17 protein-coding genes are annotated in these 25,969 nt (G+C 39.9%); 7 read left to right on the forward strand and 10 right to left on the reverse strand.

All coding sequences use genetic code 11. The features are described from left to right. The first annotated feature begins 399 nt into the window (after positions 1–399). From J7K40_00545 to J7K40_00570, 6 genes are all read left to right on the forward strand, one after another. Positions 400–1,617 carry a response regulator gene (locus J7K40_00545; GenBank protein ID MCD6160886.1) on the forward strand — a complete coding sequence of 406 codons (1,218 nt, stop codon included), beginning with the start codon at positions 400–402 and terminating at the stop codon, positions 1,615–1,617. 73 nt (positions 1,618–1,690) lie between these two features. Then, the gene (locus J7K40_00550; GenBank protein ID MCD6160887.1) at positions 1,691–3,409 is read left to right on the forward strand and encodes an ATP-binding protein; all 1,719 of its coding nucleotides are present in this window, start codon (positions 1,691–1,693) and stop codon (positions 3,407–3,409) included. 15 nt (positions 3,410–3,424) lie between these two features. Next, on the forward strand, positions 3,425–3,790 hold the full coding sequence (locus tag J7K40_00555; GenBank protein MCD6160888.1) for a response regulator: 366 nt from the start codon (positions 3,425–3,427) through the stop codon (positions 3,788–3,790). Beyond that, entirely contained in the window at positions 3,791–4,483 is a 693-nt protein-coding gene (locus J7K40_00560) for a HAMP domain-containing histidine kinase (GenBank protein ID MCD6160889.1), read from the forward strand. It begins immediately after the preceding gene. Between the two features lie 34 nt (positions 4,484–4,517). Continuing rightward, positions 4,518–4,949 (forward strand): response regulator, encoded by a 432-nt coding sequence (locus tag J7K40_00565; GenBank protein MCD6160890.1) that lies wholly within the window; start codon positions 4,518–4,520, stop codon positions 4,947–4,949. A 19-nt stretch (positions 4,950–4,968) separates the two neighbouring features. Continuing rightward, positions 4,969–7,098, forward strand: a complete 2,130-nt coding sequence (locus J7K40_00570) for a SulP family inorganic anion transporter (GenBank protein ID MCD6160891.1) — start codon at positions 4,969–4,971, stop codon at positions 7,096–7,098. 242 nt (positions 7,099–7,340) lie between these two features. Here J7K40_00570 and J7K40_00575 read toward each other — a convergent pair whose 3' ends face one another. The 4 genes from J7K40_00575 to miaB form a co-directional block, all read right to left on the reverse strand. Beyond that, positions 7,341–8,324 (reverse strand): radical SAM protein, encoded by a 984-nt coding sequence (locus tag J7K40_00575; GenBank protein ID MCD6160892.1) that lies wholly within the window; start codon positions 8,322–8,324, stop codon positions 7,341–7,343. A gap of 280 nt (positions 8,325–8,604) precedes the next feature. Then, positions 8,605–9,069: an acyl-CoA thioesterase gene (locus J7K40_00580; GenBank protein ID MCD6160893.1), complete on the reverse strand. Its 465-nt coding sequence runs from the start codon at positions 9,067–9,069 to the stop codon at positions 8,605–8,607. Next, complete coding sequence (locus tag J7K40_00585) at positions 9,053–11,287, reverse strand: response regulator (GenBank protein MCD6160894.1); 2,235 nt, start codon at positions 11,285–11,287, stop codon at positions 9,053–9,055. The genes J7K40_00580 and J7K40_00585 overlap by 17 nt, the downstream gene beginning before the upstream one ends. A gap of 39 nt (positions 11,288–11,326) precedes the next feature. Continuing rightward, positions 11,327–12,628 (reverse strand): tRNA (N6-isopentenyl adenosine(37)-C2)-methylthiotransferase MiaB, encoded by a 1,302-nt coding sequence (gene miaB, locus J7K40_00590; protein ID MCD6160895.1) that lies wholly within the window; start codon positions 12,626–12,628, stop codon positions 11,327–11,329. Positions 12,629–12,848: 220 nt separating this feature from the next. Here miaB and J7K40_00595 point away from each other — a divergent pair, with 220 nt between their 5' ends. Beyond that, the gene (locus J7K40_00595; GenBank protein ID MCD6160896.1) at positions 12,849–14,138 is read left to right on the forward strand and encodes a right-handed parallel beta-helix repeat-containing protein; all 1,290 of its coding nucleotides are present in this window, start codon (positions 12,849–12,851) and stop codon (positions 14,136–14,138) included. 177 nt (positions 14,139–14,315) lie between these two features. Here the strand turns inward: J7K40_00595 and mutS are convergent, their stop codons facing one another. The 6 genes from mutS to J7K40_00625 all read right to left on the reverse strand — a co-directional run bounded on the left by mutS (position 14,316) and on the right by J7K40_00625 (position 25,755). Then, the gene (mutS, locus tag J7K40_00600; protein MCD6160897.1) at positions 14,316–16,925 is read right to left on the reverse strand and encodes a DNA mismatch repair protein MutS; all 2,610 of its coding nucleotides are present in this window, start codon (positions 16,923–16,925) and stop codon (positions 14,316–14,318) included. A gap of 134 nt (positions 16,926–17,059) precedes the next feature. Further along, a complete protein-coding gene (locus J7K40_00605; GenBank protein ID MCD6160898.1) occupies positions 17,060–19,129 on the reverse strand; it encodes an ATP-binding protein in 2,070 nt (689 codons plus the stop codon). A gap of 17 nt (positions 19,130–19,146) precedes the next feature. Continuing rightward, positions 19,147–19,545, reverse strand: coding sequence for a hypothetical protein (locus J7K40_00610; protein MCD6160899.1), 399 nt, complete (start codon positions 19,543–19,545; stop codon positions 19,147–19,149). 86 nt (positions 19,546–19,631) lie between these two features. After that, positions 19,632–19,940 carry a hypothetical protein gene (locus J7K40_00615; GenBank protein MCD6160900.1) on the reverse strand — a complete coding sequence of 103 codons (309 nt, stop codon included), beginning with the start codon at positions 19,938–19,940 and terminating at the stop codon, positions 19,632–19,634. Positions 19,941–20,234: 294 nt separating this feature from the next. After that, positions 20,235–22,205 (reverse strand): BamA/TamA family outer membrane protein, encoded by a 1,971-nt coding sequence (locus J7K40_00620; GenBank protein ID MCD6160901.1) that lies wholly within the window; start codon positions 22,203–22,205, stop codon positions 20,235–20,237. Beyond that, positions 22,195–25,755 (reverse strand): translocation/assembly module TamB domain-containing protein, encoded by a 3,561-nt coding sequence (locus tag J7K40_00625; GenBank protein MCD6160902.1) that lies wholly within the window; start codon positions 25,753–25,755, stop codon positions 22,195–22,197. The genes J7K40_00620 and J7K40_00625 overlap by 11 nt, the downstream gene beginning before the upstream one ends. Positions 25,756–25,969 lie beyond the last annotated feature (214 nt).

Raw genomic sequence — 25,969 nt, forward strand, 5'->3', positions numbered from 1 at the left:
GTTGGGAATGACGCGGGCAGTGTGGGAATGACATCACTATAGCATCCGCCTAAGGCGGACAAAAGGCCGGACAGTAGTGATAGATTGTTATTATATAAAATATAAAACAAAATAAGAAAGGGACAAGAATCCAACCTACTATCCCTATATATCTATCAACAGTTTACAGCATACCGCGACCAATTCGATTTCTCGTTTTTTATTAGCGATTTGATATGCTATGGACTCAACTGAGATATACATGATGGTTTATGTAACATAAAACATGTAATGATACCTCTCTTTTCCAATTGATATCGATACAAATAAAAAATAATCTAAAAAATGTTTTGTAATATTGCTATTTTAATTATATTAGCCGTTACTGGATTAGTTTGTTTTTATTTAATGGAGCCTTACATGGCAGTAATTGCAATTTTCAGCGGTTCGTTTTGCCAGGCTGATAGTATCGCTCAGAATATTGCTCAAAAGCTATCATATAATTATTTTACAAGCGATGAATTATTAGCAGACACCGCGAAAAAACACAATATTCCTATCGATAAACTTGTGAGAATCTTATATGGCCCTACGCCTTTTCTAAATAGATTAACTCACGAGAAAGAACATTATATTGCTTATTTAAAATCTACTTTAGCTGAAACAATCCAGAAAAACAATCAGGTATTTCATGGTTTTGAAACACTGTTATTGCCAAATAATATATCTCATATTCTAAGAATAGGCATTATTGCAGATCACAATTATCGCGTAAACATTGCCGCCAAGCTTAAAAACATATCAGAAAAAGACGCTAATAATATAGTCCGTAAAGATGACAACATACGATTTCAATGGTCGCAATATTTGATGGGATTAAGCCCTTGGGACGAAGAGCTTTATGATATAATAATTCCAATGCATTCCAGCTCTGTGGATGAGGCTGTTAATATTATTTTCGAAAATACTCAAAAGGAAGCTGTTAAAACTACACCTGAATCGGAAAAGGCAATAGCTGATTTTGTGTTGGCTTCACGGATTAATGTCGCCTTAACAGAGAAAAATCACGAAGTTGAGATTTTATGTGATGATGGCAATACAGTTATTTTAATTAATAAGCATGTCAACAGACTGGAACACAAAAAAAGTGAATTGCGTAAGATTGTCGAGACTGTAAAGGGCGTAAAGAAGGTAGATGTCAAGGTTGGACCTAAATACCATATACCGTCAGTCTATCCTCCCGATGATTTTGAGGTTCCTCGAAAAGTATTATTAGTTGATGATGAGAAGGACTTCGTTCACGCTTTATCAGAACGTTTGCAAACGAGGAATTTCGAATCTGCTGTTGTATACGATGGCGAGGAAGCGTTATCGTTTGTTGAAGGAGACGAACCGGAAGTTATAGTATTGGATTTAAAGATGCCGGGCATTGACGGCATTGAGGTGCTGCGGCAAGTAAAACAAAATCATCCCCGAACAGAGGTGATAATTCTCACTGGTCATGGCTCGGAAAAGGAAGAGAACTTGGCTGCCGAATTGGGTGCTTTTGCTTATTTTCAAAAGCCCGTCGATATCGATAAATTGTCTGAGGCTATGAAAAAAGCCTATAAAAAAATACGGGATTCCAAGAGTACTTAAGATAATCAGGAGGCGCTTGAAGAATAAATACTGGCGATAATTTCAATCTATCGTTTGTAGAAAATTATAAATAATGGATACTATAAAAAAATTACTTCATTATGTTTTACCTGTCTATATAAATTCCGAAATATTGCCAGAAGGCGGTTGGGGCAGGTATCGCAGATTATGGAAAAGAGTGGTATTCCTTACAACATTTGTCTCGATTACTCCCCTGTTAATTATGGTTGTAGTTAACTACTATCAATATAAAAAAGTTTTTCAGGAAGAGATGATCTATCCAATCTCTCGCCTTACTTCAAACACAAGAATATCTCTGTCATCTTTTATCGCTGAACGCAGATCCGTATTAGACTTGATAAATCATGATAAATCTTATGAAGAGCTTTTAGACCAGAAAAATCTAACTTCGTTTTTTAGGAATCTTAAAAAATCATTTGGCGGGTTTGTCGATATTGGATTAATTGATGCGGAGGGAAGACAAAGGACTTACGTTGGACCTTATGAGCTTAAAGGGAAAAATTATGAAAATCAAAGTTGGTTTCATGAGGTAAAACTTCGTGGAATTTATGTTAGCGAAGTCTTTATGGGCTATCGCGAATTTCCTCATTTCGTAATTGCTGTAACGCATGAGATGGATAATGGCGGGTTTTATGTGCTTCGAGCAACCATAGATATGGAAACGGTAAATCATGATATACTCTCATTAAGCAGGCGTCCATCAAGCGACGCTTTTTTAGTAAACTCTAAAGGAATATTGCAAACAAATTCGCTTTTCTATGGAAACACTCTCAATCGAATTAATTTCCCGATACCCCCATACTCGAAAAAAACCGAGGTAATTGAGCAAATTGACGAGAAAGGCAAGCTTTATATTTTAGGTTATGCTTATATAGAAAATTCTCCTTTTATACTTATGGAAATAACCAGACCGGAAGAACATATGAGAAACTGGTTTTCTCTCAGAAATAATCTGCTTTGGTTTTTAGCCGCAAGTATATTTTTTATAATTGTTGTAATAATATGGGGCACAAATCGTTTTGTTGGCCATATCTTGGAAGCTGACAAGCGGCGGGCACAAGCTCTTCACAATATAGAATACACTAATAAAATGGCTTCTATAGGGAGGTTAGCGGCAGGCGTAGCTCATGAAGTTAATAACCCCTTACAGATAATTAACGAGAATGCCGGACTTTTGAAAGATATTATTGATATAACCGAGGAATTTCCCAAACGAGAAAAGTTTACAAAGCATATCGGAATTATTACCAAGTCTGTCGAAAGATGCAGCAAGATAACTCATCGCCTGCTCGGGTTTGCCAAGAGAATCGATACCCGGATTGAAACTATAGACTTAAAAATACTTATTCAAGAAGTTGTCAGTTTTTTAGATAGAGAAGCGCAGCATAGAAATATTACAATAAATTACCATATCGATGAATTTCTACCCACTATCGAAAGCGACAAAGGACAGCTGCAGCAAGTATTTTTAAATATCATAAACAATTCTTTCGAAGCCCTCGATGATAGCGGGTATGTTGATATCACTCTTGAGGCAAAGAATGCAAGTCATGTAAGCGTTATCATAGCTGATAATGGTAAAGGAATATCGGAAGAGGATATTCCTAAAATCTTTGAACCGTTTTTCACTTCAAAGAAAGTAAAAGGTACTGGCCTTGGGCTTTCTATTACCTATGGCATAATTCAAAAACTCGGCGGTGATATAAGTGTTAAGAGTGAAGTCGGCAAAGAAACCGCTTTCACCATAACATTGCCGATTAAATACAAATAGGGCAAAGGAGCGTCTATGAATCCGATAAAAGTTATGTTGGTTGATGATGAAGAAGATTTATCATTAGTTATGGCCGAACGCTTGGAAATGCGGGGATTTGACGCTCACGGTGTTACCAATTCCGAAAAAGCATTAGAACTTCTGAAGGGTAAAGATTTTGACGTTATCGTTATTGATGTCAAGATGCCGGGAATTGGGGGCATCGATTTGATGAGACAGATTAAGAAGGAAAAACCCGGCACGGAAGTTATCCTTTTTACCGGACATGGCTCTCGCAAGGAAGGCGAACTGGGAATCAGCGAAGGAGCATTCGATTTTCTTATCAAGCCGGTAACAATAGAAAGCTTAATCCAAAAAATCGAGAAAGCAGCGGCAAAATAATTGAATATCATCAGCCAAAAAGAAAATGCGTTAAGAGAGCAGGGATTTGCTTTTTATGGAAAAATCACTGCCAGTCTGTCGCACGAATTAAATAATGTTATTGCGATAATAAATGAATACAATGGACTTCTTAATGACCTGCTTATCGGAGCAAAGCAGGGAGTACCTATTGATGATAAAAAACTGCAAAAAATATCGAAAAAAAATTCGATTCAACTTGAAAGAGGTAAAGAATTAGTTGATAAGCTTAATAAATTTGCTCACAGTTCTGATAACGCGGCTGCAGAAATAGATATTTCTGAAATACTTCAGGCGATTATAGCCTTAACCCAGCGTTTAGCCGGTTTGAAAGAAATCAACCTCGAATTTAAAGCGCTGACGGAACCAATTAAGCTGGTTAATAACCCCTTTTGTTTTCAGCATGCTGTTTTTACTTGCTTTGAAATGTTTATAGCTAACGATGATATTAGCAGATCGATTATTGTATCAGCCGAGAAAATTGAAAGTATGGTTATAATCAAAATTTCCGGTTCGGAGTTAAGTGATAACGCTTTCAACCAAACTAAAAAATCGATACTCGAAATGCTATTAGAACAGCTTAACGGAAGTTATAGAATAACAGCCGGAGATGGCGGGAGACAGATCATTATACTAACTATTGATAGAAAAGCCGATACAAAACATATAAGCTAAAATGCAGTAAGCGATATTTAACGGGAGATTTAATATGGCAGATGAAAAAATATTATTAGTAGATGACGACAATGACTTTACCGAAGTGATGACCGAGAGAATGGAATCCCGAGGCTTGAAAGTCGATACGGCGAAAAATGGCTCGATAGCTGTAGATAAAGTAAAAGATAAATCATACGATGCCATTGTTCTCGACCTTTCGATGCCAGGTATTGACGGCATCGAAACCTTGAAAATGCTGCTTGAGCGACAACCTGATCTTCAGGTAATTCTACTTACCGGTCACGCCACGGTTGAAAAAGGCGTGGAGGCAGTAAAGCTTGGTGCTATGGACTTTTTGGAAAAACCTGCTAACTTGGAAAAGCTAATTAAAAAAATACAAGAGGCTAAACACAAAAAGATGCTTATAGTCGAAAATAAAGTCGAAGAAAAGATTACGAAGATTATTAGAGAAAAAGGTTGGTAAGATATTGATTCCTGTATTGATGCGTCTGTTCCCATTCTTAGCATGGTTTAAGAATTATAATATCACATATTTTCGTCTTGATTTTATTTCCGGTCTTACGGTAGCTCTTGTGCTTATACCTCAATCTATGGCTTACGCGCAACTCGCAGGTTTACCTCCATATTATGGTCTGTATGCGGCATTTCTCCCGCCCTTAATTGCGGCTTTATTCGGTTCAAGTTTTCAGCTGGCTACCGGACCGGTGGCTGTTGTATCGCTTATGACAGCTACTGCGCTGGAACCATTAGCTACGGCAGGCAGCGAATCATTTATCGCTTATGCAATTTTGCTGGCATTACTTGTAGGGATATTCCAGTTTTCACTTGGCTTATTAAAGCTTGGTTTGGTAGTCAATCTTCTTTCTCATCCTGTAGTAAATGGTTTTACTAACGCTGCCGCTATAATAATTGCCACTTCTCAATTATCTAAAATATTCGGCGTGCATGTAGATAAAGCCGAACATCATTATCAAACAGTATATCAAGTTATAGAGGCAGCAATTTCACACACGCATTGGCAGACATTGGCAATAGCCACTCTGGCATTTGGCATAATGATTTTTATAAAATGGTATAATAAGCGTCTTCCGGGAGTATTGATTGCGGTAGTAATAACAATATTCATTTCCTGGTCAATAGGCTTCGAAAAGAACGTAGCGGCAGACATATCGCAGATAGAATCTTCCAAAATAAAAGAAACTATTAAAGGGTTCAACAATCAATTAATAGAAATTGACAGCCTGATTAACTTGAGAGCGGAGTTTAAAACCAACATTCACAAAACCGAGGAAAAATATGGTTTGCATTCATTTGAGGTTTTAAACATTAAACATCAAATTGATTGCCTTAATACACAGATAATATCTGGTAAGGAAAATGCTCGCGAATATCGTTTAGAGATTCGAAGTTCAGAATTATATGCCGCTTATGGCGATGACGGAAAGCTGATATTTTACGAGAAGTTTGATTTCCCGGAAAACGCTCAACAAGAAGGGCGCGAATGGCAGATTAAGGTTGGCAGCAAGCGCCTTTCTGAAAGCAGTCTCGTATTAGTTGGCGGCGGCGATGTTGTTGGAAATATTCCAAAAGGATTGCCGGAATTAAAATTTCCAAAATTTCAACTCTCTGAGGCGCTTTCGCTATTTCCTATGGCTATTATCATATCATTTTTAGGGTTCATGGAAGCGATATCTATTGCAAAGGCAATGGCCGCTAAAACCGGTCAACGCATCGATCCCAATCAAGAACTTATAGGTCAGGGGCTGGCAAACATTATCGGTTCGACCGCTAGCAGTTACGCGGTATCAGGATCGTTCTCTCGCTCAGCGGTAAACTTGCAGGCAGGCGCTCAAACCGGATTGTCTAATGTTTTTAGCAGCGGCATCGTAGCCATTACCTTGTTGCTTTTCACACCGCTATTATTTCATCTTCCTCAGGCTGTATTGGCGGCAATCATTATGATGGCAGTTATCGGACTGGTTAATATTAGAGGATTTATTTATGCTTGGAAAGTGCAATGGTATGATGGTCTTATCGGAATAATAACTTTCATTTGCACGCTGGCTTTCGCGCCTCATCTCGATAAGGGTATAATGATTGGCGTTGCTCTTTCGCTGATTCTTTATTTACTCAGAGTTATGAAGCCCCAGATTGCCATGCTATCGATGCATCCCGATGGCACCTACCGAGCTTCCCGCCGTCACAATTTGGCTAAATGCAAACATATTGCGGTGATTCGCTATAATGGTTCGGTATTTTTCACTAATGTAAATTACCTTGAAGAAAAGATATTACAGGTGATTGAGTCTATGCCTGAATTGAAGCATATACTGATTGTTTGCAATGGCATCAACGAGTTGGATGCCTCAGGTGAAGATATGATATCACTGCTAATCGAAAGGATACGCGAAAACGGTTTGGATGTATCATTCAGCGGCTTGAACGATCATGTGCTGGATGTTATGAGACGCTCTTATCTTTTAGAGAAAATGGGCGAGGATAATGTTTACCGTAATGCCGCGCGAGCGATTGAAAGCATATTTGATAAGGCGCATCATGGTTCTAACGAAAAAAGATGCCCTTTGAAAGAAGTTGTCCAAATAGAAAATTAAACATATAAGTTAAAGCAAATTCTGTTCATCGGGATGTTCGCCTTGTTACGAATTAGGGTAAAATGCACCAGTTGGCAGCCGGGTAAACAACGTTTGAAAAGTATATCAAGCAACGGTCTAATATAGGCTGCCAACTCAATAAAGACAACCTAAAACCCATCACCAAAACTTTTAATGAACACCTCGCGTATTGGTTAAAACATATCACCAAAGAAAAAGGAATCAGCTAAAACAACTGGTCATTACCACCAGACCGAATAATAACCGCATTTACGGCAAGGAACCAATTCCGATTTGTGATTATTCAGATGCTGTTGACGATAATATCTGAATCTTTCCCCCTGCCAGATTCTTTCAAGGCTATCATCTAAGGCATTACCCATAACACCCTCCGCCTCGAAATCGAGACAGCAAGCCGGCACAGTGCCATCGATATAAACGCTGGCTGAATTCCAGAGATACTGGCAGGGTATGCTGTTTGTCTCGAAATGCGGCGAATAACCGGCGCTTTCCTGTCCATAACCAGCAGTCCAGCCCTGCGCCTGACGGAAAAATATATTATCGACAAACCGGCCAAATTCGGTATAGGCTTTTCCTCTTTCATTTCGGTTATGAATAAGGTCTACGCATGAGAGCGAAATTTCAGCATCCTTGCGATTTTTTATCGATGATAAGCCATTAAGGTTGTCAACCAGCCGCTCGAATTTGAGACCTAATCGAATAGACTCGTACGTTTTGGCAGTGAAGCCATCTATGGAGATAATAATCTCATTCAAGCCGGCTTCAATCATGCTTTCGGCAAGCTGAGGTGTTAACAGGCTGCCATTTGTAACAATGGTTATGTTTTTAATTCCGCGTGTACTGGCATATTCAATAAACTGCGGCAATCTGTTATCGACAAGCGGCTCGCCAAAACCGGATAAGAAAAGCTTATCAACCTTTCCCCTGCCGGCTTGTTCGATAAGCGAATGAACAAGACCGGTCCCCATCTTGCTTTTAGTTCGCTTCATATCGGGATGAGGGCAAATTGTGCATTTGGCATTGCAAAGATTCGTTGTCTCAATGGATAGCTCGGCTGGAAAAGGAGTTATTCGGGAAGTTTTCGCGCGAATATTTTTACTGTAGATTTTATTATATAAAGCAAACTTATCGCAAAGCTTTAATAGCTTGTAAGCATGCTTGCGTATAAAACTATTGTATCGAATGTAGTCTTTAATGGCTTTCAAATTTACGTCCGCATGTTGAGTGAGATACCCTTGCTGTATTCAAACCGCTGGCGTCAGGATGTTGTCCGCTTAGTCGGACTTCCATCTTGACGCATACAATCCGTTAGCCGCTAAGCAATGTTTAGCAGCCGGAGCAAACATATGCATCGCGCGTAGGGGCGTATTGCAATGCGACTCTACGCACGGCTTTATTATAAATCCCAATGCAACTAAAAGATTTCCGGTCAATAATAATTTATCAACAACCGCGCCAACCCTAAAAGGATAAGCTATTAAGATATTATTTTTTGAAGGCTTTATTTTCAACCGAACCTTCAATTTCGTAGTTTATGATTTTATCAAGATATGACTTAGGCAATGGGTATGGCTTGTTTTTGTATGCCTGTATGCACACTAAGGTAGTAAAGGCATGGATAGCACATTCATCGCTATCATTATAAATTAAATATTCGTAAGTGATGCTGGTTCGAGAAACCCGCGATGTTCTGACCATTATGGTAATCATCCTGTCAAAATAAAGAGGCTTGATATAATTACATTCTACTTTGGCCACCACATACTGAAGCCCTGAATCGAGAAAATCCTGATAGCCGACACCTATGTCTTTCCAATATTCGACTCTGCCGATTTCAAGGTATTTAATTATAACCGAATGATGAACGACGCCCTGCAAGTCGACCTCATAGAAACGGGTTTGAAAACTGGTTTTAAATTTAAAAAAGTCTTTATTAAATACTGGCTTCATTTTGATTGCGCCATTCGGTTAATATGCGGTTTAATTGTTCCAACCTGAAAGGTTTATTGAGCACTGCATCGACTCCGGCATCCTCCAATGTTGATTTATACAGATTTACGCCCCATGTTGATATTAAAATCGTATATATCCGGCTGTCAAAATCCTTTATTTGGCGGGATAACTCAAGTCCGGGAATATCCTGTAAGGATATATCAATGACAGCTATATCAACAGGCTCACGGTTATAGCGGGCTGATTCGAGGTAGGCTAAGCCCGCCGATGCTGATGTTTCAGCGTGAAAATTATATTCGGTTTCGGAAAATATATCTTTTAGAAGCTCTGTGAAAACACTATTGCTTTCAATGGCTAAAACCGTAATTTTCTTTGTTTGTTTATCAACAACCCCGCCAATTTCTAAATCTGCCGGCGGCGTCTTTAATCGCCCGGGCAATTCTATCATGATATTGTGAAGTCCGGCGTGTTTAATTAATTCAGGCGATGGGAATTTAAGATTGACCTCGCCCTCTATTGTCAGGGTAATGATGTCATTTAGTGATGATGTCTTCAGCCTAACTCGTTTACCATCGAGAATTGATTCCTTTAATATATCCTTGATAATTTTCTCGAAGCCGCTTTTATCGGATTCCATCTCAGATAGTTTTATTCCCGGATGAAAATCAACGTCTAAGTTTTCTTTGTCGAGCGCAGTCTGTATTATTTCATCGAAGCTATTTTTTTTGCCTATCTTTTGCAATATCCGCAATCCCTTAAAAGCCGGGCGTTCTAAATTAACAAGCCATTGTTTAAGTTCGCTGATATTAACATAGTCGCCGTTTTGAGAGAGACGAGCAAATGCCGATTGGATATTTTCAGTTATAGAATTTAAAATCGGGGCTAACTGTTCGCTGACTTTTTCCAATTCCTTATTGTCCGGTTCAGATAAATTCAGCTTCTGGTTTTCCGAATGAATCCGGCTTTTAATATACTCTAAATTGGCTAAGTATTCCAAAAGCTGTATGTCATCATTAAATTCTTGCAAATCAGAAATTCTGGCAGCATCAACAGCAAAAACCGCAAACCAGCTGTCAGAGAATGAAAGGCAGCAGCAGACCGCTTTTTTATTCTTGAAACTAACACCGGTAAAAAACTCCGGAATATCCTCAAAATCAGCTTTGAAAAACTTGCCCGGTTTAATAATGGTTTGAATAAAATCGGCGTTGATATGCTTGTTTATAAGAGCGTTGTTATCATCATGGGGGCTGTCAATGTCAGGCCAATAAATAGAGCGGCACCTACCGGATGAGATTGTAATAACGCAAAACGGCAGACCGCCGAATAGTTTTGCCGGATAGTCAGCCAACATCCCAAAAATCGAGCTTTTAGCATTGTAAAGGTTATGCTTTAAGTCTGCAAATAGCCGATGGTAAAACTCGATTGTATTTTTTAGAAGCTTGTAGGCGGCAGTCATTCGCCTGTTTTCCCGTCCCAAAGCCAGTGCTTGGCCAAGTTTGCAGCCAAATTCCTCAAGCGTAGTTATATCAAGCATTCCGCGATGGTATTTCTTGCGGCCAAGCAATGTAATTACTCCCCAGCATTCGTTATCGACAATGATTGGCGCAACTGCCAAGAATGAGTAGCCCTCGATTTTACCGCCGAAAAATTGGTAGTCGGGGCTGACGCGGAGATCGCGGATAATTAGCACTCGCTTATTCTGAATTGTCCTGCCTATCGCCGATTGTCCCGGTTGTAATTGCTCGAGTTTTTTTGCGCAGGATGGAGCCAGACCGCGATAACTGCCCATTATAAGCATGTTTCTCGGCTTGTGAAAAATATGAATAGCGCCCGAATTGAGCGAGAAAAGTTCGAGGTATCTATCTAATGAATAGTTTAACAATTCGATTAAATTTTCACGACTGGCGGCAACATGTAGAATATCACCAAGAGTTCTTGCCTGAAATTCGGCAGCCGTATTGTTTTTCCGCTGGCTGAATCCAACCATTAATCGATATATCCCGATTGTAAAGAAAATTATTCCTATACCAAATAGAAGCGTTGGGATAATATCATAAGGCTTGCTGATAGCTATGGCAGCTGTTATTGCCGAAACGATTATAACAATTGAACCAAACCAGCTCAAGGTACTTTTGGTCTGATGCTTAAAATGTAAAACAAGCAGACAGCCAATCGCAAACAATCCAACCGCAAGAAATAAAATGAAGCTATACATAGTTAAATTATCCTATAGTCGCAGGCTTTTGTCAAGGGTTTATGCAAATTTTTCAAAGCTGGCAAACAGAGTTTTGGCCTTAGACAGCGCCACTTTTGCGAAAATCATATCACCTGTTTTGAGGTCAGGCTTATCGGTTATTAATACCGATTGGCCGCCGCGGGTTTTGCCTTTCGGCATGATGGGTTTCCGTCGGCTATGGCTGTCTATCAGTATTTCGAGCGATTGATTATTCCAGCGGGCATTTCTCGATTCGGATATTTTCTGCTGAAGTTCGATTAATCTGCTGAGGCGGTCGATTTTTTCCGGTTCGGGAATATCATCGGCAAGCTCGGCGGCTTTCGTTCCCGGCCTGACAGAATAACGGAACATAAACGCCGAGTCATATTCAATTTCCTTGACTATAGATATTGTCTGCTGAAAATCAGCCTCAGTTTCGCCGGGATATCCGACTATTAAATCGGTCGATAAGGTAATATCGGGAACGGCTTTTTTCAGTTTGGTGATACTATCAAGATAATGCGCCGTATCATAGCCGCGGTTCATCGCTTTGAGAATTTTATCAGAACCCGATTGAAGCGGCAGGTGAAGCGATTCGCATAAATTGATGTTGTTGTTGAAACAACCGATAAGCTCATCGCTGAAATCCTTGGGGTGCGAGGTTAAAAAACGCAAACGAGGGGGAGCATACGGAGCCAGCTTATTCAGCAGTTTCGGGAAATTGAGGTTGTTATCGTTATAAGAATTCACGTTCTGACCCAGAAGCGTGATATCAATAGCGCCCCGCTCAACCAGCATCTTCATTTCGGCGATGATGTTATCGACCGGTTTCGAGCGAAGTGAACCCCTGACATACGGGACTATGCAGTATGAGCAGTAATTCTCACAGCCGCGGGTAATCGCCAAGTAAGCATTAACGTTCCTCTTCCCGCCTCTTGAGGCTAAGCCGGGCAATTTGGCTTTTTCGTCTATATATACTTGCCTGTTATTAGCGCTTTTGATTATCTCAGGGATTTCCGGGAGATAATCCGGGCCGACCACATAATCGACGCCCGGTATCTTATCGATAATTTCCTGACCAGCGCGTTTAGCCATACAGCCAGCGACAATCACGATTAATAAGGGATTCTTCTTCTTGAGAGCCGCCAATCCGGCGATATGCGCCATCGCCCGGCTTTCGGCTTTTTGACGGACACTGCAGGTATTGACCACAATCAGGTCGGCGGAATCGGGCATATCGGTAATCAGACAGCCATTACCGGCGAGGATTGATTCGAGCACTTCGCTGTCGTACTGGTTCATCTGACAGCCGAATGTCAGAATGTAAGCTGAATTTAGCATAGCATAAGCAAGATATAGTTATTAGTCGATTGGGGCAATATAAAATCATAGTTATCGCCCTCAGGATGTCATCCGGCAACTGCCGAACTCTATTTTGAGGGATAAAAAGAAAAGGGAAACCCGACATTTTAAACTTTGATAAGTTGCTATATGCTGACTTATATTTAGTGTATAATTTGAAGTATTTGTCATAATGTTTTAAAAGCAGCAGGAGAATAAAATGAGCAGAGCATTTATTTGCATCGTGTTGTTTGTTGTTATAGCTGTATCATCGGTAACGGCAACAACAATTCATGTACCGGCGGATACTGCCACAATACAGGGCGGTATCGATATGGCGGTTAATGGCGATACGGTGCTGGTTGCAGAGGGGCATTATTATGAGCGCATTAATTTCAATAGCAAAAGTATTCTTCTCACAAGCGAGTTTATGTTGGATGGTGATACTCTTCATATTCAGAATACTATCATCGATGCTGATACTTTGGTTTTGGGCGTTGCCGATACCGGGAGTGTTGTTTGCTTTGTAAATGGCGAGGATTCAACTTCGGTGATTCAAGGATTTACTATTCAGAAGGGTATTGGGACTATTGAATTTGAGACCTACCGGAGGGGCGGTGGGATTTATTGCAGCAGTTCTGATCCCACAATCAGCAACAATACTATAAGCAATAATAGCATAAGTGAAAATGTTTCCTCTCGCAACTATGGCGGAGGGATTTATTGCAGGTTTCATTCATCTCCGACTATAAACAACAATACGATAGCTGAAAATTCTGCCTTATCCTATTTGAGCTATAGCGGCGGGATTTATTTTAGGTATTCTTCTTCAACCATAAGCAACAATACGATAACTGGAAATTCTGCTGTCATTGGCGGGGGGATTTCTTGCGAAAACATTTATTCTATCACTTTAGCTAACAATACGATTACCGGAAATTCTGCGGAATGGTACGGAGGTGGGATTTTTTGTAGAAATCGCAATCCTATAGTTGTTAATACTATATTATGGGCTAATATCGCAAACTTTGGCGGTAATGAAATATACATTGACAGCGATTCTTCAATAATAATTAACTATAGCGACATTCAAGGCGGTTGGGAAGGCGAGGGCAATATCGATTGTGATCCGATGTTCTGCAATCTTGACGATAATAATTATTATCTCGCTGAAAATTCATGCTGTCTTGGAGCTGGTGAAGGTGGTATTGATATCGGCGCTCTCGGGGTGGGATGTTCAGGATATCCATACTTAATGGGCGATGCCAATATGTCTTTAGGTTTATGGCCGCCAAGTGTCATAGGCAGTGATGTTACTTATATGTCGCACTTTTTCATGGGGATGTACAACCCACCCTGCCTTATTTATGGCTTCTGGGCTTCGGCAGATATAAACGGCGACTGTATGATTATAGGTAGTGATGCGGTTAAGTTAGTTAGGTATTTCAAAGGCAAAGATGTAATCTCATTCTGCCCGGCTTATCCGCCTTTATGGTCATCCTCCGGATGATTGCCCGGATTACCCGCCGGATGGCTGGCCTAATTGTGAGTAGCATAATGCAAGTTGGCGCATGAGGACGTACGCCAAGCATAGAAAGAAGGGCGTATCTGCCTGAGGCGGACGCTCCTACACGCTGAGTATATAATATTTTAATATAGTATTTTTATTCGTATTCATAACTATTAATCATAACTCATCCTTAAGCCCCTGCAAAATCTTCAATGCCTCAAGCGGAGTTAAAGTATCGATATCAAATGCTCTCAGCTTCTCAGCGATTTTCGATTCCTGCGCCGAAAACAGCGATATCTGATATGACTGCTCAGTAGGTCGAGCTTTCTTAATCTTGCGCCTGACTGCATCCGGCGGTTGTTTTGCCTCAAGCTGATTTAATATCTTGTCGGCTCTTTTAATAATCGACATAGGCAAACCCGCCAGCTTAGCCACCTCGATGCCGTAAGAATCATCACAGCCGCCCGGCTTTATCTTCCTGAGAAATACTATTTTATCGCCCGCCTCTTTAACCATCACCTGAAGGTTGTTTATACCCTCATAAAGCTCCGCCATCTCGGTAAGCTCATGGTAATGAGTGGCAAATAATGTCCGTGAGGCAATCTTCGAGTTTTCACAGATATGCTCGGTTATCGCCCAGGCTAACGATAAACCGTCATAGGTGGAGGTACCCCGACCAAGCTCGTCTAAGAGTATCAGGCTTTGCGGCATGGCGTTATTGATGATGTTGGCGGTCTCGCTCATCTCGACCATGAAAGTAGATTGTCCATGCGCCAGTTTATCAGCTGCGCCAACCCGTGTGAATACGCGGTCGGCAATCGATATGGAGGCGGTATCGGCAGGCACAAATCCGCCCATCTGAGCCATCAGCACAATCAAGCCCACCTGACGGAGATATGTCGACTTGCCCGCCATATTAGGGCCGGTGATTATCTGGATGCGTTTATCATCCGAGTTGATAACGGCGTCATTGGCTATGAACTCGCCCGGCGGCAAAGATTTTTCCACCATCGGGTGACGGCCGGCTTTTATATCGATAAGTCCGCCTCTCCCCTTTTCATCATCCTTATCATAGATTTTCGGCAGAGTATAACCATTCAGCTTGGCAGAAACCGCCAGCGACTGGAAGTAATCTATTCGGGCAGCCGCCGCCGATGTTGTCAGGATGCGGGCGGACATCCCCTTGATTGTGCCCTTAAGCTTGATAAAAAGCTCCGCCTCCAAAAGGTTTATCTTTTCCTCAGCCTTTAAAATCAGCTCCTCTTTAACCTTCATCTCCTCGGTGATGAACCGCTCGGCATTTACTAATGTCTGCTTGCGGATATATTCATCCGGGACTTTATCGACATGCGGCTTGGTAACCTCGATATAATAGCCGAATACTTTATTGAAACCAACTTTTAGCGTGGGGATGCCGGTGCGCTTTCGTTCCTTTTCCTGAAGGCTTCTGATATATTGCCGGGCATCGGATATGCCATCCCTTAAATCATCAAGCTCTGATGAGTATCCCTTTTTGAATATGCCGCCCTCGAGATATGACACCGGCGGATTATCGACTAAACCTTTCTCGAGAACCGGCAGGATGTCGGCGAAATCATCGAGCGCATCGGTTAATTCGGAGAAGACATCATGGCTTTCGGCCAAGCGGCGTTTGAGTTTTACGACCGAGTCGAAGGAGGATTTCATGCCCAGCAAATCGCGCGGCGTTGCCCGTCCCGCCACGAACCGCGACAGCATCCGTTCGAGGTCTTTGATATCTGCAAGTATATCGTGAATATCATCGCTTAGGTTTCGGTCATTGTAAAACGCGATAACCTTTTTCTGCCTGTTCAATATCCGTCTCTTGTCAATCAAGGGCGCAATAATCCGCCTTCGCATAAGCCGTTTGCCCATCGGTGTGCGGCATTTATCCAAAAGCCACAGAAGCGAATACTCTTTACCGCCGATAGAGCTTTCCACAAGCTCGAGGTTGACGATAGTGGCAGCATCGAGATACATCTCCTTATCTGCCGAGGCGCGCTTGAGCGTTTTGAGATGGTCGACCTGCCCCTTCTTAAGCCGCTTTACATAATCAAGCAATGCCCCTGCCGCGCTGATTGCCAGAGCCATATCGGAGACGCCGAAACCATCCAATGAGATAGTGCCGAAATGACGGTTCAAATTGCTCTCGGCGAACTCCTTCTCATAGCGGAAAGCCTCGGTTCGGTAGGAGGGAATTTTATTTGATTTCAGCGTACCGGCTAAGGGGTTGTGATGGTTATCAGGCAGCAGCAATTCGGATGGCTGATAGCGGTTGAATGTCAGTTCGAGACGGTCGAGCGGCGTCTGGTCGAGGATGAACTCGCCGGTGGTGTAATCCAGCAGGGCAACGCCGGCCGTGTCGTCCTCGATATAAACCGAGGCGATGAAACTGCCGGTATCCTCATCGATAACGCCATCGACTGTGATGCTTCCGGGGGTGAGCACCTCGGTAACATCCCGTTTGACTATGCCTACCGCAAGCTTGGGGTCCTCTATTTGGTCGCAGACAGCTACGCCGTAACCGGCTTTGAGCAGACCGGCAAGGTATTTCTCCGCCTGATGATGCGGCACGCCTGCCAGCGGTATCTTGCCCGATTTGCCGTGATTGCGCGCGGTGAGAGTAATCCCCAGCACATCGGAGGCGATTTTGGCATCATCGCCGAACATCTCATAGAAATCCCCCATGCGGAAAAAGAGGATACGGTCGGGGTATTGCTGTTTGATTTTGAGATATTGGGTCATGAGGGGCGTAGTTTTTTCGGTCATGCGGGCAAGTTAATGGTTTTTGGGAGTGTGGTCAATGGTTTAGTTGGGAATTGTTGGTGGGGTGGAATGTCGGGATGGCCGTTATGTTAGAATATGATCTACTTAGCTTTAAATTTATACCTCAGTTTTGTTATTTATTCCTCTTTTATTTCAGGAACTTCGAATATCATGGGAACACTAGATCTAAATGCTTTACCAGCTGCAATAGCTTGTCTAAATTTCAATTTTGGCAGACTCCCAACAATATTTTGTCCAAAATAGTTTGCAAGGAAGTCACTACTTGTTTTGTCAAATTCCTGAAAAGAAATTATAGTATTACATTGAGTTAGAATAGTTTTAGATACATTTGCTGTTCTTTGTGCGATAACTAAAAGACCTACATTGTACTTTCTTCCTTGTAAAGCTATTTGTGCAATACTATTTAACAATGGCTGAGAAATTTTGTCTGACACACCTGAGAAGCTCCATTCTGGCACAATTGTATGAGCTTCTTCTAATACTAAGCAAACTCTTTTCCCGAAATTGTTTTTTGTCTTTGCGATATGGAACAATATTCTGAAAAATGTTTTTGTGTAAGTTAATACACCTGAAGTGTTTTCGACATGAGGTAGTTCAAAAATAGAAAGTTGATCGTCAGCTTCAAGGAATTTTTTTAATTCCTCATTCATCTTCAGGGAAATCTCTTTTTTCTTTTTACGAGATTTATCATTATCTTTATTGAAATTGCTTGCTATTTCTTTTTCGATATTATCAATATCTTTAAATAACTGCGTGGATGTTTCGATAGGAATAGTATGTTTTGGGTTTAAATCTGTGAATTTGCCAATATATTCACCTGTAAAGTCAATACATATAACCTTAGTATCTTTATCTTTTATAAATTCCCTTATAAGATTTCTGGAAAATATCGATTTCCCGGTTCCAGTAACACCAATAACTGCAAGATGGTGTGACATCGCTGTGGTTTTATTAAGAGTTACTGGATAGTTAGTATTTGGAATTTTGCCAATAACAAATTCGTCTTTCTCAATCTTAGGTTCACTAATTTTTGACGCAAGAAAAACAGGCGAATTAATACCAGGTACCCAACCAAATTGTTCAAACTGAAATTTTGTTTGATTCCAATTGCCAAGCTGTAATGCTTCACCAATTATTAACCCAGTTTGATTTTTTTGCTCAAGCGTTTCAATTTTTGTAATCCCTTCCACTATTTGATAAAGTATGTTCTTTCCATTTACTGACACTTCTAATAATTGCCCCTCGGAAACCTCTATCTGTGAATTATATATAAATCTAATATTATTTATCCTGCTATTGTCAGTGACTATACCTACAAACCTTTTCAGGAAATCATTCTGCGGTATTTCGTTTAATTTGTATACAACATCTAAACTGTGATCCTTCAGAATAACTTTGTTGCTAAAAATGTTTTCAATTTGGCTATTTGATAAAACTTTTATCCATTGCACTTGATTTAGAAGGTAAGTATCTAGCAACAATCCCTTTCTAACTTTTTTATCTGTTGAATACTGAAATTCAACAAAATCGAAAATTCTTGCCTTTGCTGTTCTTGATGAAAAGTCAAATAGTTTTACTAGAAAAGTGTTCTTTGACTGAACACCAAATATTTGGCCAAGTGCATTTTGTACACCATCTTCTTTTTTTGAAACAAACAGATCTCCAATAATTCTAGAAAGTGAAGGAATATTGAAAATTTTAAAAACCACCCAATAAATAAATAATGCATTGAATTCAGTTGAGCCTACACCAAACTGTTTAAATGCCCCCCAAATAAAAAAAGCGGAGAATAGAACATCTGGTTTTCCTATTTCTCGATTAAGCCTTGAAAAGAACTTAATTGATTTGGTTTCTTCAGCAAGTTGTTTTTGTCTTACCCAAAGTAAAATGTAGCTAACAAGTAAAAGATATAAAGTAACTGTGAAAAATACCCAAAAAATAAAATCTCGATTTATATCTTTCACTAGTAGTAACGAAACACCTGCCATTACTGAATTTATAAATACATTGGAATCTTTAGAAAAATGTGGTTGATCAATTAATGATAATAGGATTAATAGTAGCAGTCCTGAAGTAAACCAAAAATCGCTCATTACGAAGTTTAAGCTACCTGTAAGTGAATAGCCAACTACCATCAGAGTTAAAAAAGAAAAAGACAATAATGTTAGTCGATATGTTTTACTCATATTTATTTTTGGCTTATTTAATCCCTGGCATCATAAACGGATAAAGAATTGATATTTTTAATTTCATGTTGGAATTCTTTCTCCCACGAATCGGGAATGCCTTCTCTTTTAAGTTTAATAAATGATTGAATATAATTGGGAGTTTCTTCATATTGTCCCAGAAAGTACTCGTAGTTGTTGCTATTTTTGTTACTTTTATTTTTTTTATTCTCGAAACTAAAGTATTCTGCTAAAAAACGTAAGAATCCAATACGGTTCATTCCTTTTTTACCTAATGGACAACATAAAAAACATGATAAAGGTGTGGATTCTTTCAAAATATCATCATAATTGATTCTTTTTTTCCCCGATAAAATAAATTTATTATAAATATTATTTCCACCTGCCATATATACGCCTTCATCCGTAATACCCATTCTGCATCTAACATTATCTGCTTTTGATGTATAAAATGCATAAAATGGAATAAAGTTTTCTTCTTCGGAATTTTGAATAAGCTTATCTATTTGTAATCCATACTTGTTTGTATATGCAAGAGATGCATAGTTATCCTTATTAATCTTGATCTTTTTGCTTGCACTCGCATTTTGTAACTGTATTCATTAAAGATAAACCACCATTCCCAATCTGCTCCTGTATGTTTTGCTTCTTCATTCCTTGAAAATGCTTTATAACTAATTTTATTTATTTTTTCTGATATGCTAAAAAGCAACCAATCAGTAATAGATTCCTCCTTTACTGATGGCTGTTGTTTAATCCATTTCCTTATGTATAAACAACATTTTCTTAATTCTTTACAATCATTCTTCATATTAATTCCTCCCCGTGTTATGCCCTCCATAATACTATACAACTCATTTCTACATCAGTATACTTTACCAAAAAATCAATGTCAACCAGAATCAACAGCAAAAGACAAAAGCCTGACCACCCGCCAGAGTTCTCATTATGAGCTATCCCTCATGATGTTCCAACAGCTTGCCGGATGCCTCAAGCGGATGACATCCTTAAGGGCGCGCTTGCATCATGGGTGTGGTCGGCATACATCCTCGTGTGCCCCTTACCGGATACACTTGTGTGTGATGCATCATAGATATTTAGCATGCTAAAACGCATACAGCAAGGTCAGATGATATGACCCTTCGCTGAGGTCTAACTCTCTTTGATTGACAAAAGCGTATTCAAAACGCAATGGTCCAACCGGCGTAAAAAAATGCAATCCCAAACCGGAGGTGGAAACAATCTCGTTAAGCTTAAAATCCCTGATATCGAAAAACACATTGCCAATATCTACAAATACCGAACCGCCGATTCGCCAGAACAGCGACCGCCTCAATTCAAAATTAGTCAGAATAAGCAGCTTGCCGCCCTTAGGCAAACCTATCAAAGAAGCAACGACATCATCATCTTTAGTCCAGACCGGGCCAAGCATATTTTCGGCGAAACCTCTAACTGTTTTAGCGCCGCCGAGCTTGAATCTATCATCGGTGCTTGTTCTGCCGTTATTGCCCAATTCCTCAATAGCGCCAATTCTAAACCTTGAGGCAAGCAGGTTATCGCCAAAAAGGAATTTGTATCGGCTCCAGTAGAATTCACCCTTGATGTAGTTAAAATCGCCGCCGAGATAATGCCCGACATATTCTAAGGATGTATAAGAGTATGAGCCTCTCTGAGGCATGAATATATTATCACGAGTATCCCGTCGGCCATAAACAGAAAGCCTTCTTCTAATGGAGTTGTCGCCTTCGAGCCTGAAAGCCATCGCTTCCGCACTACTGGCGCCGTGATAATCAACAAACTCAACTCTGGCGGAAAATGTAACGTTTGTATAGCGGTTCATATCTTTAAATAGCGAGGCAGTCCCCGATATTCTATCATAGTATTTATCATAGATGGGGTCTTTGTTGCTCGGCTCATAAATAGTCCCGATGGATAGCGGCATCCGGCAGCCCAAAAACCATGGCTCGATGTAGCTCGCTTCAATGGAGGCTTTCACATGCTTGAATTCGAGGTCGGAGAAAAGGTCGCCGACTGTTATGGCTCTTTCCTCCTCAACACCCTTTTTGGCAAGCTGAATACTGTTGCCCACTGAGAATATAAGCTTCCGGCCGGTACCCCATAGATTGCGATTACCCCAGCTAACCGAGGTTCTGAATACCGAATTAAAATCTTCATCCTGATTTATACCAAAGCGGAAGTTTATAAAATTGGATTTTCTTTCGGTAACAATCAGACGAATATTTGTAAAAGCTGTATCTGCTTTGGATGTATCAAGGTTAACAAATACCAGTTCATCGGATTTTTTTAATTTTATAAACTTTAAGATGCCGGTAGAATATAATCTTTGACGGCTTTCGATATTAAGCTTGCGGCTATATGGTTTCCCTGATTCAACAAGAAGTTCCCTCTTTAAAACACTCTCTTTAGTAGTTGATTTTCCCTCTCTGCTGATTTCAATATCTCCGTTATACACAAAGCAACTTTCGGCGATATCATAGTGGATAGCAACTTCTGTTGAGTCGAAAGTATATTCATAGTCGGTCGTTACTTTAGCATAGGGATAACCATTATCTGAGTAATTGTCTCTTATTCTAAATGCAGCGGCTAAAACGGCGTCATTATTTACAGGTTCACCCGGTGTAATATTCCGGGTAAATTTATGAAAGTTTTCATTTAGTCCCGGCAGTCCGCCATGAATCTCTAAGTAATCAACATATACTTGTTTCCCTTCATTTATATTAAAAGCAACAGTAACCATCGAGGAATCGTTTTCATAATAATCAACAAGTGTATCAACCACCACGGTAAACAGGAATCCATTTTGATTGTAAAGTTTTAATAGTTGTTTGACATCGAATTTTATATTCGTTCTTGATATTCGTCTTTTCTTAAAAACATTATACCATTTGTTGGGTTTGGTTAGAAGTATATTTAGAATTTTCCCTTCAGAGAAATAGCGATTGCCGTTGATATTTACTTCCTTAATAATCTGGCGCTTATAAACGAAATTTTTAGCTATCGCATGCGGCGATAGAGATAATATAATGAAAAGCGCTATGATAGCTCTAATATTCATAACCAAACTTTAAATTCAGGGAAACACCTTCATCCCTTGTTCCCTGTTTTCCCTCGAATGAAATATTGTTGTTAAAGAAATACTCTATACCGAATGTTTGCTCGGCTTCTTCCGAAAGCAGCCGGGAATATCTTAAAAATAGTTTAGGCGATATATATTTAGCTACAGAAATCCTGGTAGAGCGAGTATTTCCTTCCTTATCGTAGGGATTAATATCTAACTCGTCTATTAATCCAATTTGAGTAGATGGATTGTACAAGTTAATAATGTATTCTCCGGCTCCCTGAATTAATTTATCAGCGAAACTGTTGCCGGTGGTAATAACCTCGCCGCCTCCGGTTATCGTATTATTAATCAAAGTAGATATTATATCATCGTCTGAGTATTGCGAACCCTCTTCCGTGTGAATCTCCGGAGAAGCAAGAGTTCCCGTTATTAGTAGGTTGAAATCCGTATATTCAATTCCTTCAGTTTCAGAGTTTCCTCTAATCTTTGTAGTTACTTGAAAATTGAGATTAGGATTCATTTCGTCGATATCTTCAAAAATCATCTCGCCATTTACAACTTTGAATTTTAAATTCCAGAGAAAGAAATTACCTCTGATAACTTCAAGAGTGCCTATAGTGTTGTATTGTCCTTTTTCCCTGGTGAGAGTTATATCGCCATAGAGTTCCATGTCAGCTTCAGTGTTTTTAACCCACATATTATTTGCCGCCCTGATATCAAGATTAATATCCCATTGAGTTGAATCCTCAAGTACTTCCGCAACTGATGTATCGCCGGTAGCTGCAAAGCTTTCAAACGGTTCTCTCATATCAAGCCTGATTAACTGCACCCAGCCGTTAACAGTTGGCGGTGACGCTCCCTTGATATCAATATATATATCCGCCAAACCCTGAATGTCGTAAGCTTCAGTTGAAAATTCACAGCCGCTGCCCGATAGAGTCAAATCATAATCGAACATGCCGCCGCGCAGTATCTTAATAGTACCATTACCGGATACTTTTCCGTAATCACCATTTACATTTCGTCCGGTGCTTAACATCTTTGCCAAACCTCCTTTTGAGGATTTCACAAAGCCGGATAAATCATCAATAAAAACAGAATCATTCATCATACGGCCGGATACCGATATATCATTAATCGGGTCAATAAGGTCTAATGCTTTTAATGTTCCGCCGTTTATAAGGAAATTTCCATCTACGTTAGGCCTATCATAAGTACCGGTATAGGCAATATCAATATTGAAATCGCCATCAAAATCTTCAACCGATGGTACAAACAGAGGGACTAATTCAATTGTTGAGCCGGAAGCAACCAGGTGAAGAGAAATAGGGTCATTAGATAATCGTTCATCATCCGTTGTAAACGACAGGTTTATCGGCAGAGTGCCGGTTATAGTATAAATTGCGCTGCTGTTTTTAAGTTCGGCAGGCTCGAATGTCAACCTTGAATCATTGTAAATAGCTGTAATATTAAGTGCCCCCAGATTAACATCATCAATAGATAGGTTGGAAAATAAAAAATCGGCTGATAATTGAGGCAAATCGAAATCGCCGCCAACTTTAATATTGCAGGAAAGAATGCTTGTTATTTTCCTGTCGGAAACAAAATAATTCACTATCGGTTGAATCTCCAACTCATCAGCCAAAATGTCAATATCCATCTGACCCTCAAATGTAACAGTGCCCGCTATATCAAGAGAGCTTAACCGAGAGAAAAGCTTAAAATCCTTAAATTGAACTTCCTTATCATATACATCAATGATTAGCGGGTTGACACAAAAGACCGTATCATTCCAGAGCTTAATATCAAGCGTGTCAATCACAAGACACGGCGGTATACTGCCATTATCATAAGAGCCGGTCATATACATCTGATTATTTTTATTTTCCCAGAAGACTTTATCAAGAAAATATTTTTCACCGGAAACTAATATAGAGAAACTACCGGAATCAACCGGGATTGAATAAAGATCGCCGCCCAGCCAATTTCCATTTATAGTTCCCACCTTATGCGAGATAAACGATTTCAAGTCGACGTCTACATTGAATGAATCTGCCGCGAGGCCATAAAAGCGGCATGAGTCGGATTGAAAGGCGCCGCGAATATTGAAATCCTCAGTCGGTCCATCAACCGAAAGCACGGCTCGTCCGGAACCATCCAAATCGTTAATAAAAAACTGATTTTGGAAATTAGCCAAGTCATAGAATTTCACATCCGCCGCCAAATCAATACTGCCGGTATATTCAAGCAAGCCTTCAAGAGTAATCCAAGTATCCTTATAGCTGACTATAAAACCGGGTTGGAAAGTAAGACAATTTATATCGAATTCTATTTCACCTACTGCCTGATGAAAATGATATATATCAATATCAGCTTTAGTTAAATCCATATCGATGTTCATTCTGAAACTGCTTTCGGCAAACCCCAAACCCTTAAGGGCTATTTTGCCGGAGAAAGCGGAATAAATATCTGGGCTGATATTCTGAAGATTTAAGTCTTCTATGCTGCCCTCAAAACCATAAGATTCCGGCAAGGTATTAAAATTGATATAGCCTTTGCCTGAAAGCGGCGCTTTAAATACATTGCCCTTAAAATGATCAAAGTAAAGTATTTTCGAGACGAAACGTATATCCGTATAAAAATCTTCTAAATCCCTTTCAAATAGAGTGCCATTGCCCTTAAGCCGCCCTGAAAATTTCTTGATTCCGCCGTTAATGCTGCCGTTAGCTTTGAAAATGCCGTCGAGGTTAATACCGCTTAGGGATTTAATATCTTCAAGATTCAAAGGGGAAAAATCAAACGATAATTGAAAATCAGGATCATTTAATTTATCGATATTGCCCGATAAATACATTTGAGACCTGCTGGTTTTTATATTCAAAGAATCAATTAGCAGCGTATTTTCAATGAGTGAAAATTCACCACAAAAACTTTCTATTGCGAAATTTTTTTGCGGACAATTGCCTGAAAGCTCCTTAAGGCCAAGCGAAATTAATTCGCCGCTGCTGCTAAAAGAACCGCTAATGCAGGGAATATCAATAGTAACAACCTCATCGCCAGTGAGCGTTTTTATATTAATGTTTGTTAAATCAAATCGGTCAATATTTATTTTTGGCATGGATGCTTTTTTCGGAGGGTTTTCGGTTTGTTCCGACTTGAGCGGTTTTCCGAGTATATTTTCAGGCATTAAAGACAGATTAATGCTATCAATTTTTAAATCGCTAAAAGACAGGTCATTAAATAGAATACTGTTAATAGAATAATTAGCTTCGATGAATTTTATATCGCCTATTTTAACTGTTGCCTTAGTACTGTCAATCACATGAAATAACTGAATGCTATCGAGTCTGACCCGGCCCCATAGGTCGCGGTTTATTTTACCTATAGCGGCCTTACAACCGATTTCATTCTCAAGGTAATAATTGAGCCAATTATTAACTTGCTGTTCGGGAACGGTTGTAAAAAAGAATAAGTATAATATAAGAGCAATAAAAAAAAGTATTACAGATATTACCGTAAGTGATATTTTAAAAACTCTTCTCATTTATTATCTTCTACGCCTCTAATGACTATTTTATCTATCATAGACTCAAATTCCAAGAGTTTTTTAAATATAAATTATGATTTTTGCCCTTAGAATGTCATCCGCTGAGGCGTCCGCCGTAAGCGGGCTATCCTGAAGAATATAATAGATTCAAAGAAAATGGTTGGGATGGATCACATAAACAACCTAAACCGCCTTTGCAGGCGGTTCAGGT

The organism is Candidatus Zixiibacteriota bacterium, assembly GCA_021159005.1.
Taxonomy (GTDB): domain Bacteria; phylum Zixibacteria; class MSB-5A5; order UBA10806; family 4484-95; genus JAGGSN01.

Coding starts and splice junctions, on each gene's coding strand:
- J7K40_00620 (MCD6160901.1), bottom strand. CDS start 22,205: ATGAATATTAGAGCTATCATAGCGCTTTTCATTATATTATCTCTATCG.
- J7K40_00605 (MCD6160898.1), bottom strand. CDS start 19,129: ATGAGTAAAACATATCGACTAACATTATTGTCTTTTTCTTTTTTAACT.
- J7K40_00610 (MCD6160899.1), bottom strand. CDS start 19,545: ATGGGTATTACGGATGAAGGCGTATATATGGCAGGTGGAAATAATATT.
- J7K40_00595 (MCD6160896.1), top strand. CDS start 12,849: ATGAGCAGAGCATTTATTTGCATCGTGTTGTTTGTTGTTATAGCTGTA.
- J7K40_00615 (MCD6160900.1), bottom strand. CDS start 19,940: ATGAAGAATGATTGTAAAGAATTAAGAAAATGTTGTTTATACATAAGG.
- J7K40_00565 (MCD6160890.1), top strand. CDS start 4,518: ATGGCAGATGAAAAAATATTATTAGTAGATGACGACAATGACTTTACC.
- J7K40_00625 (MCD6160902.1), bottom strand. CDS start 25,755: ATGAGAAGAGTTTTTAAAATATCACTTACGGTAATATCTGTAATACTT.
- J7K40_00545 (MCD6160886.1), top strand. CDS start 400: ATGGCAGTAATTGCAATTTTCAGCGGTTCGTTTTGCCAGGCTGATAGT.
- J7K40_00555 (MCD6160888.1), top strand. CDS start 3,425: ATGAATCCGATAAAAGTTATGTTGGTTGATGATGAAGAAGATTTATCA.
- J7K40_00580 (MCD6160893.1), bottom strand. CDS start 9,069: ATGAAGCCAGTATTTAATAAAGACTTTTTTAAATTTAAAACCAGTTTT.
- mutS (MCD6160897.1), bottom strand. CDS start 16,925: ATGACCGAAAAAACTACGCCCCTCATGACCCAATATCTCAAAATCAAA.
- J7K40_00570 (MCD6160891.1), top strand. CDS start 4,969: ATGCGTCTGTTCCCATTCTTAGCATGGTTTAAGAATTATAATATCACA.
- J7K40_00585 (MCD6160894.1), bottom strand. CDS start 11,287: ATGTATAGCTTCATTTTATTTCTTGCGGTTGGATTGTTTGCGATTGGC.
- J7K40_00550 (MCD6160887.1), top strand. CDS start 1,691: ATGGATACTATAAAAAAATTACTTCATTATGTTTTACCTGTCTATATA.
- miaB (MCD6160895.1), bottom strand. CDS start 12,628: ATGCTAAATTCAGCTTACATTCTGACATTCGGCTGTCAGATGAACCAG.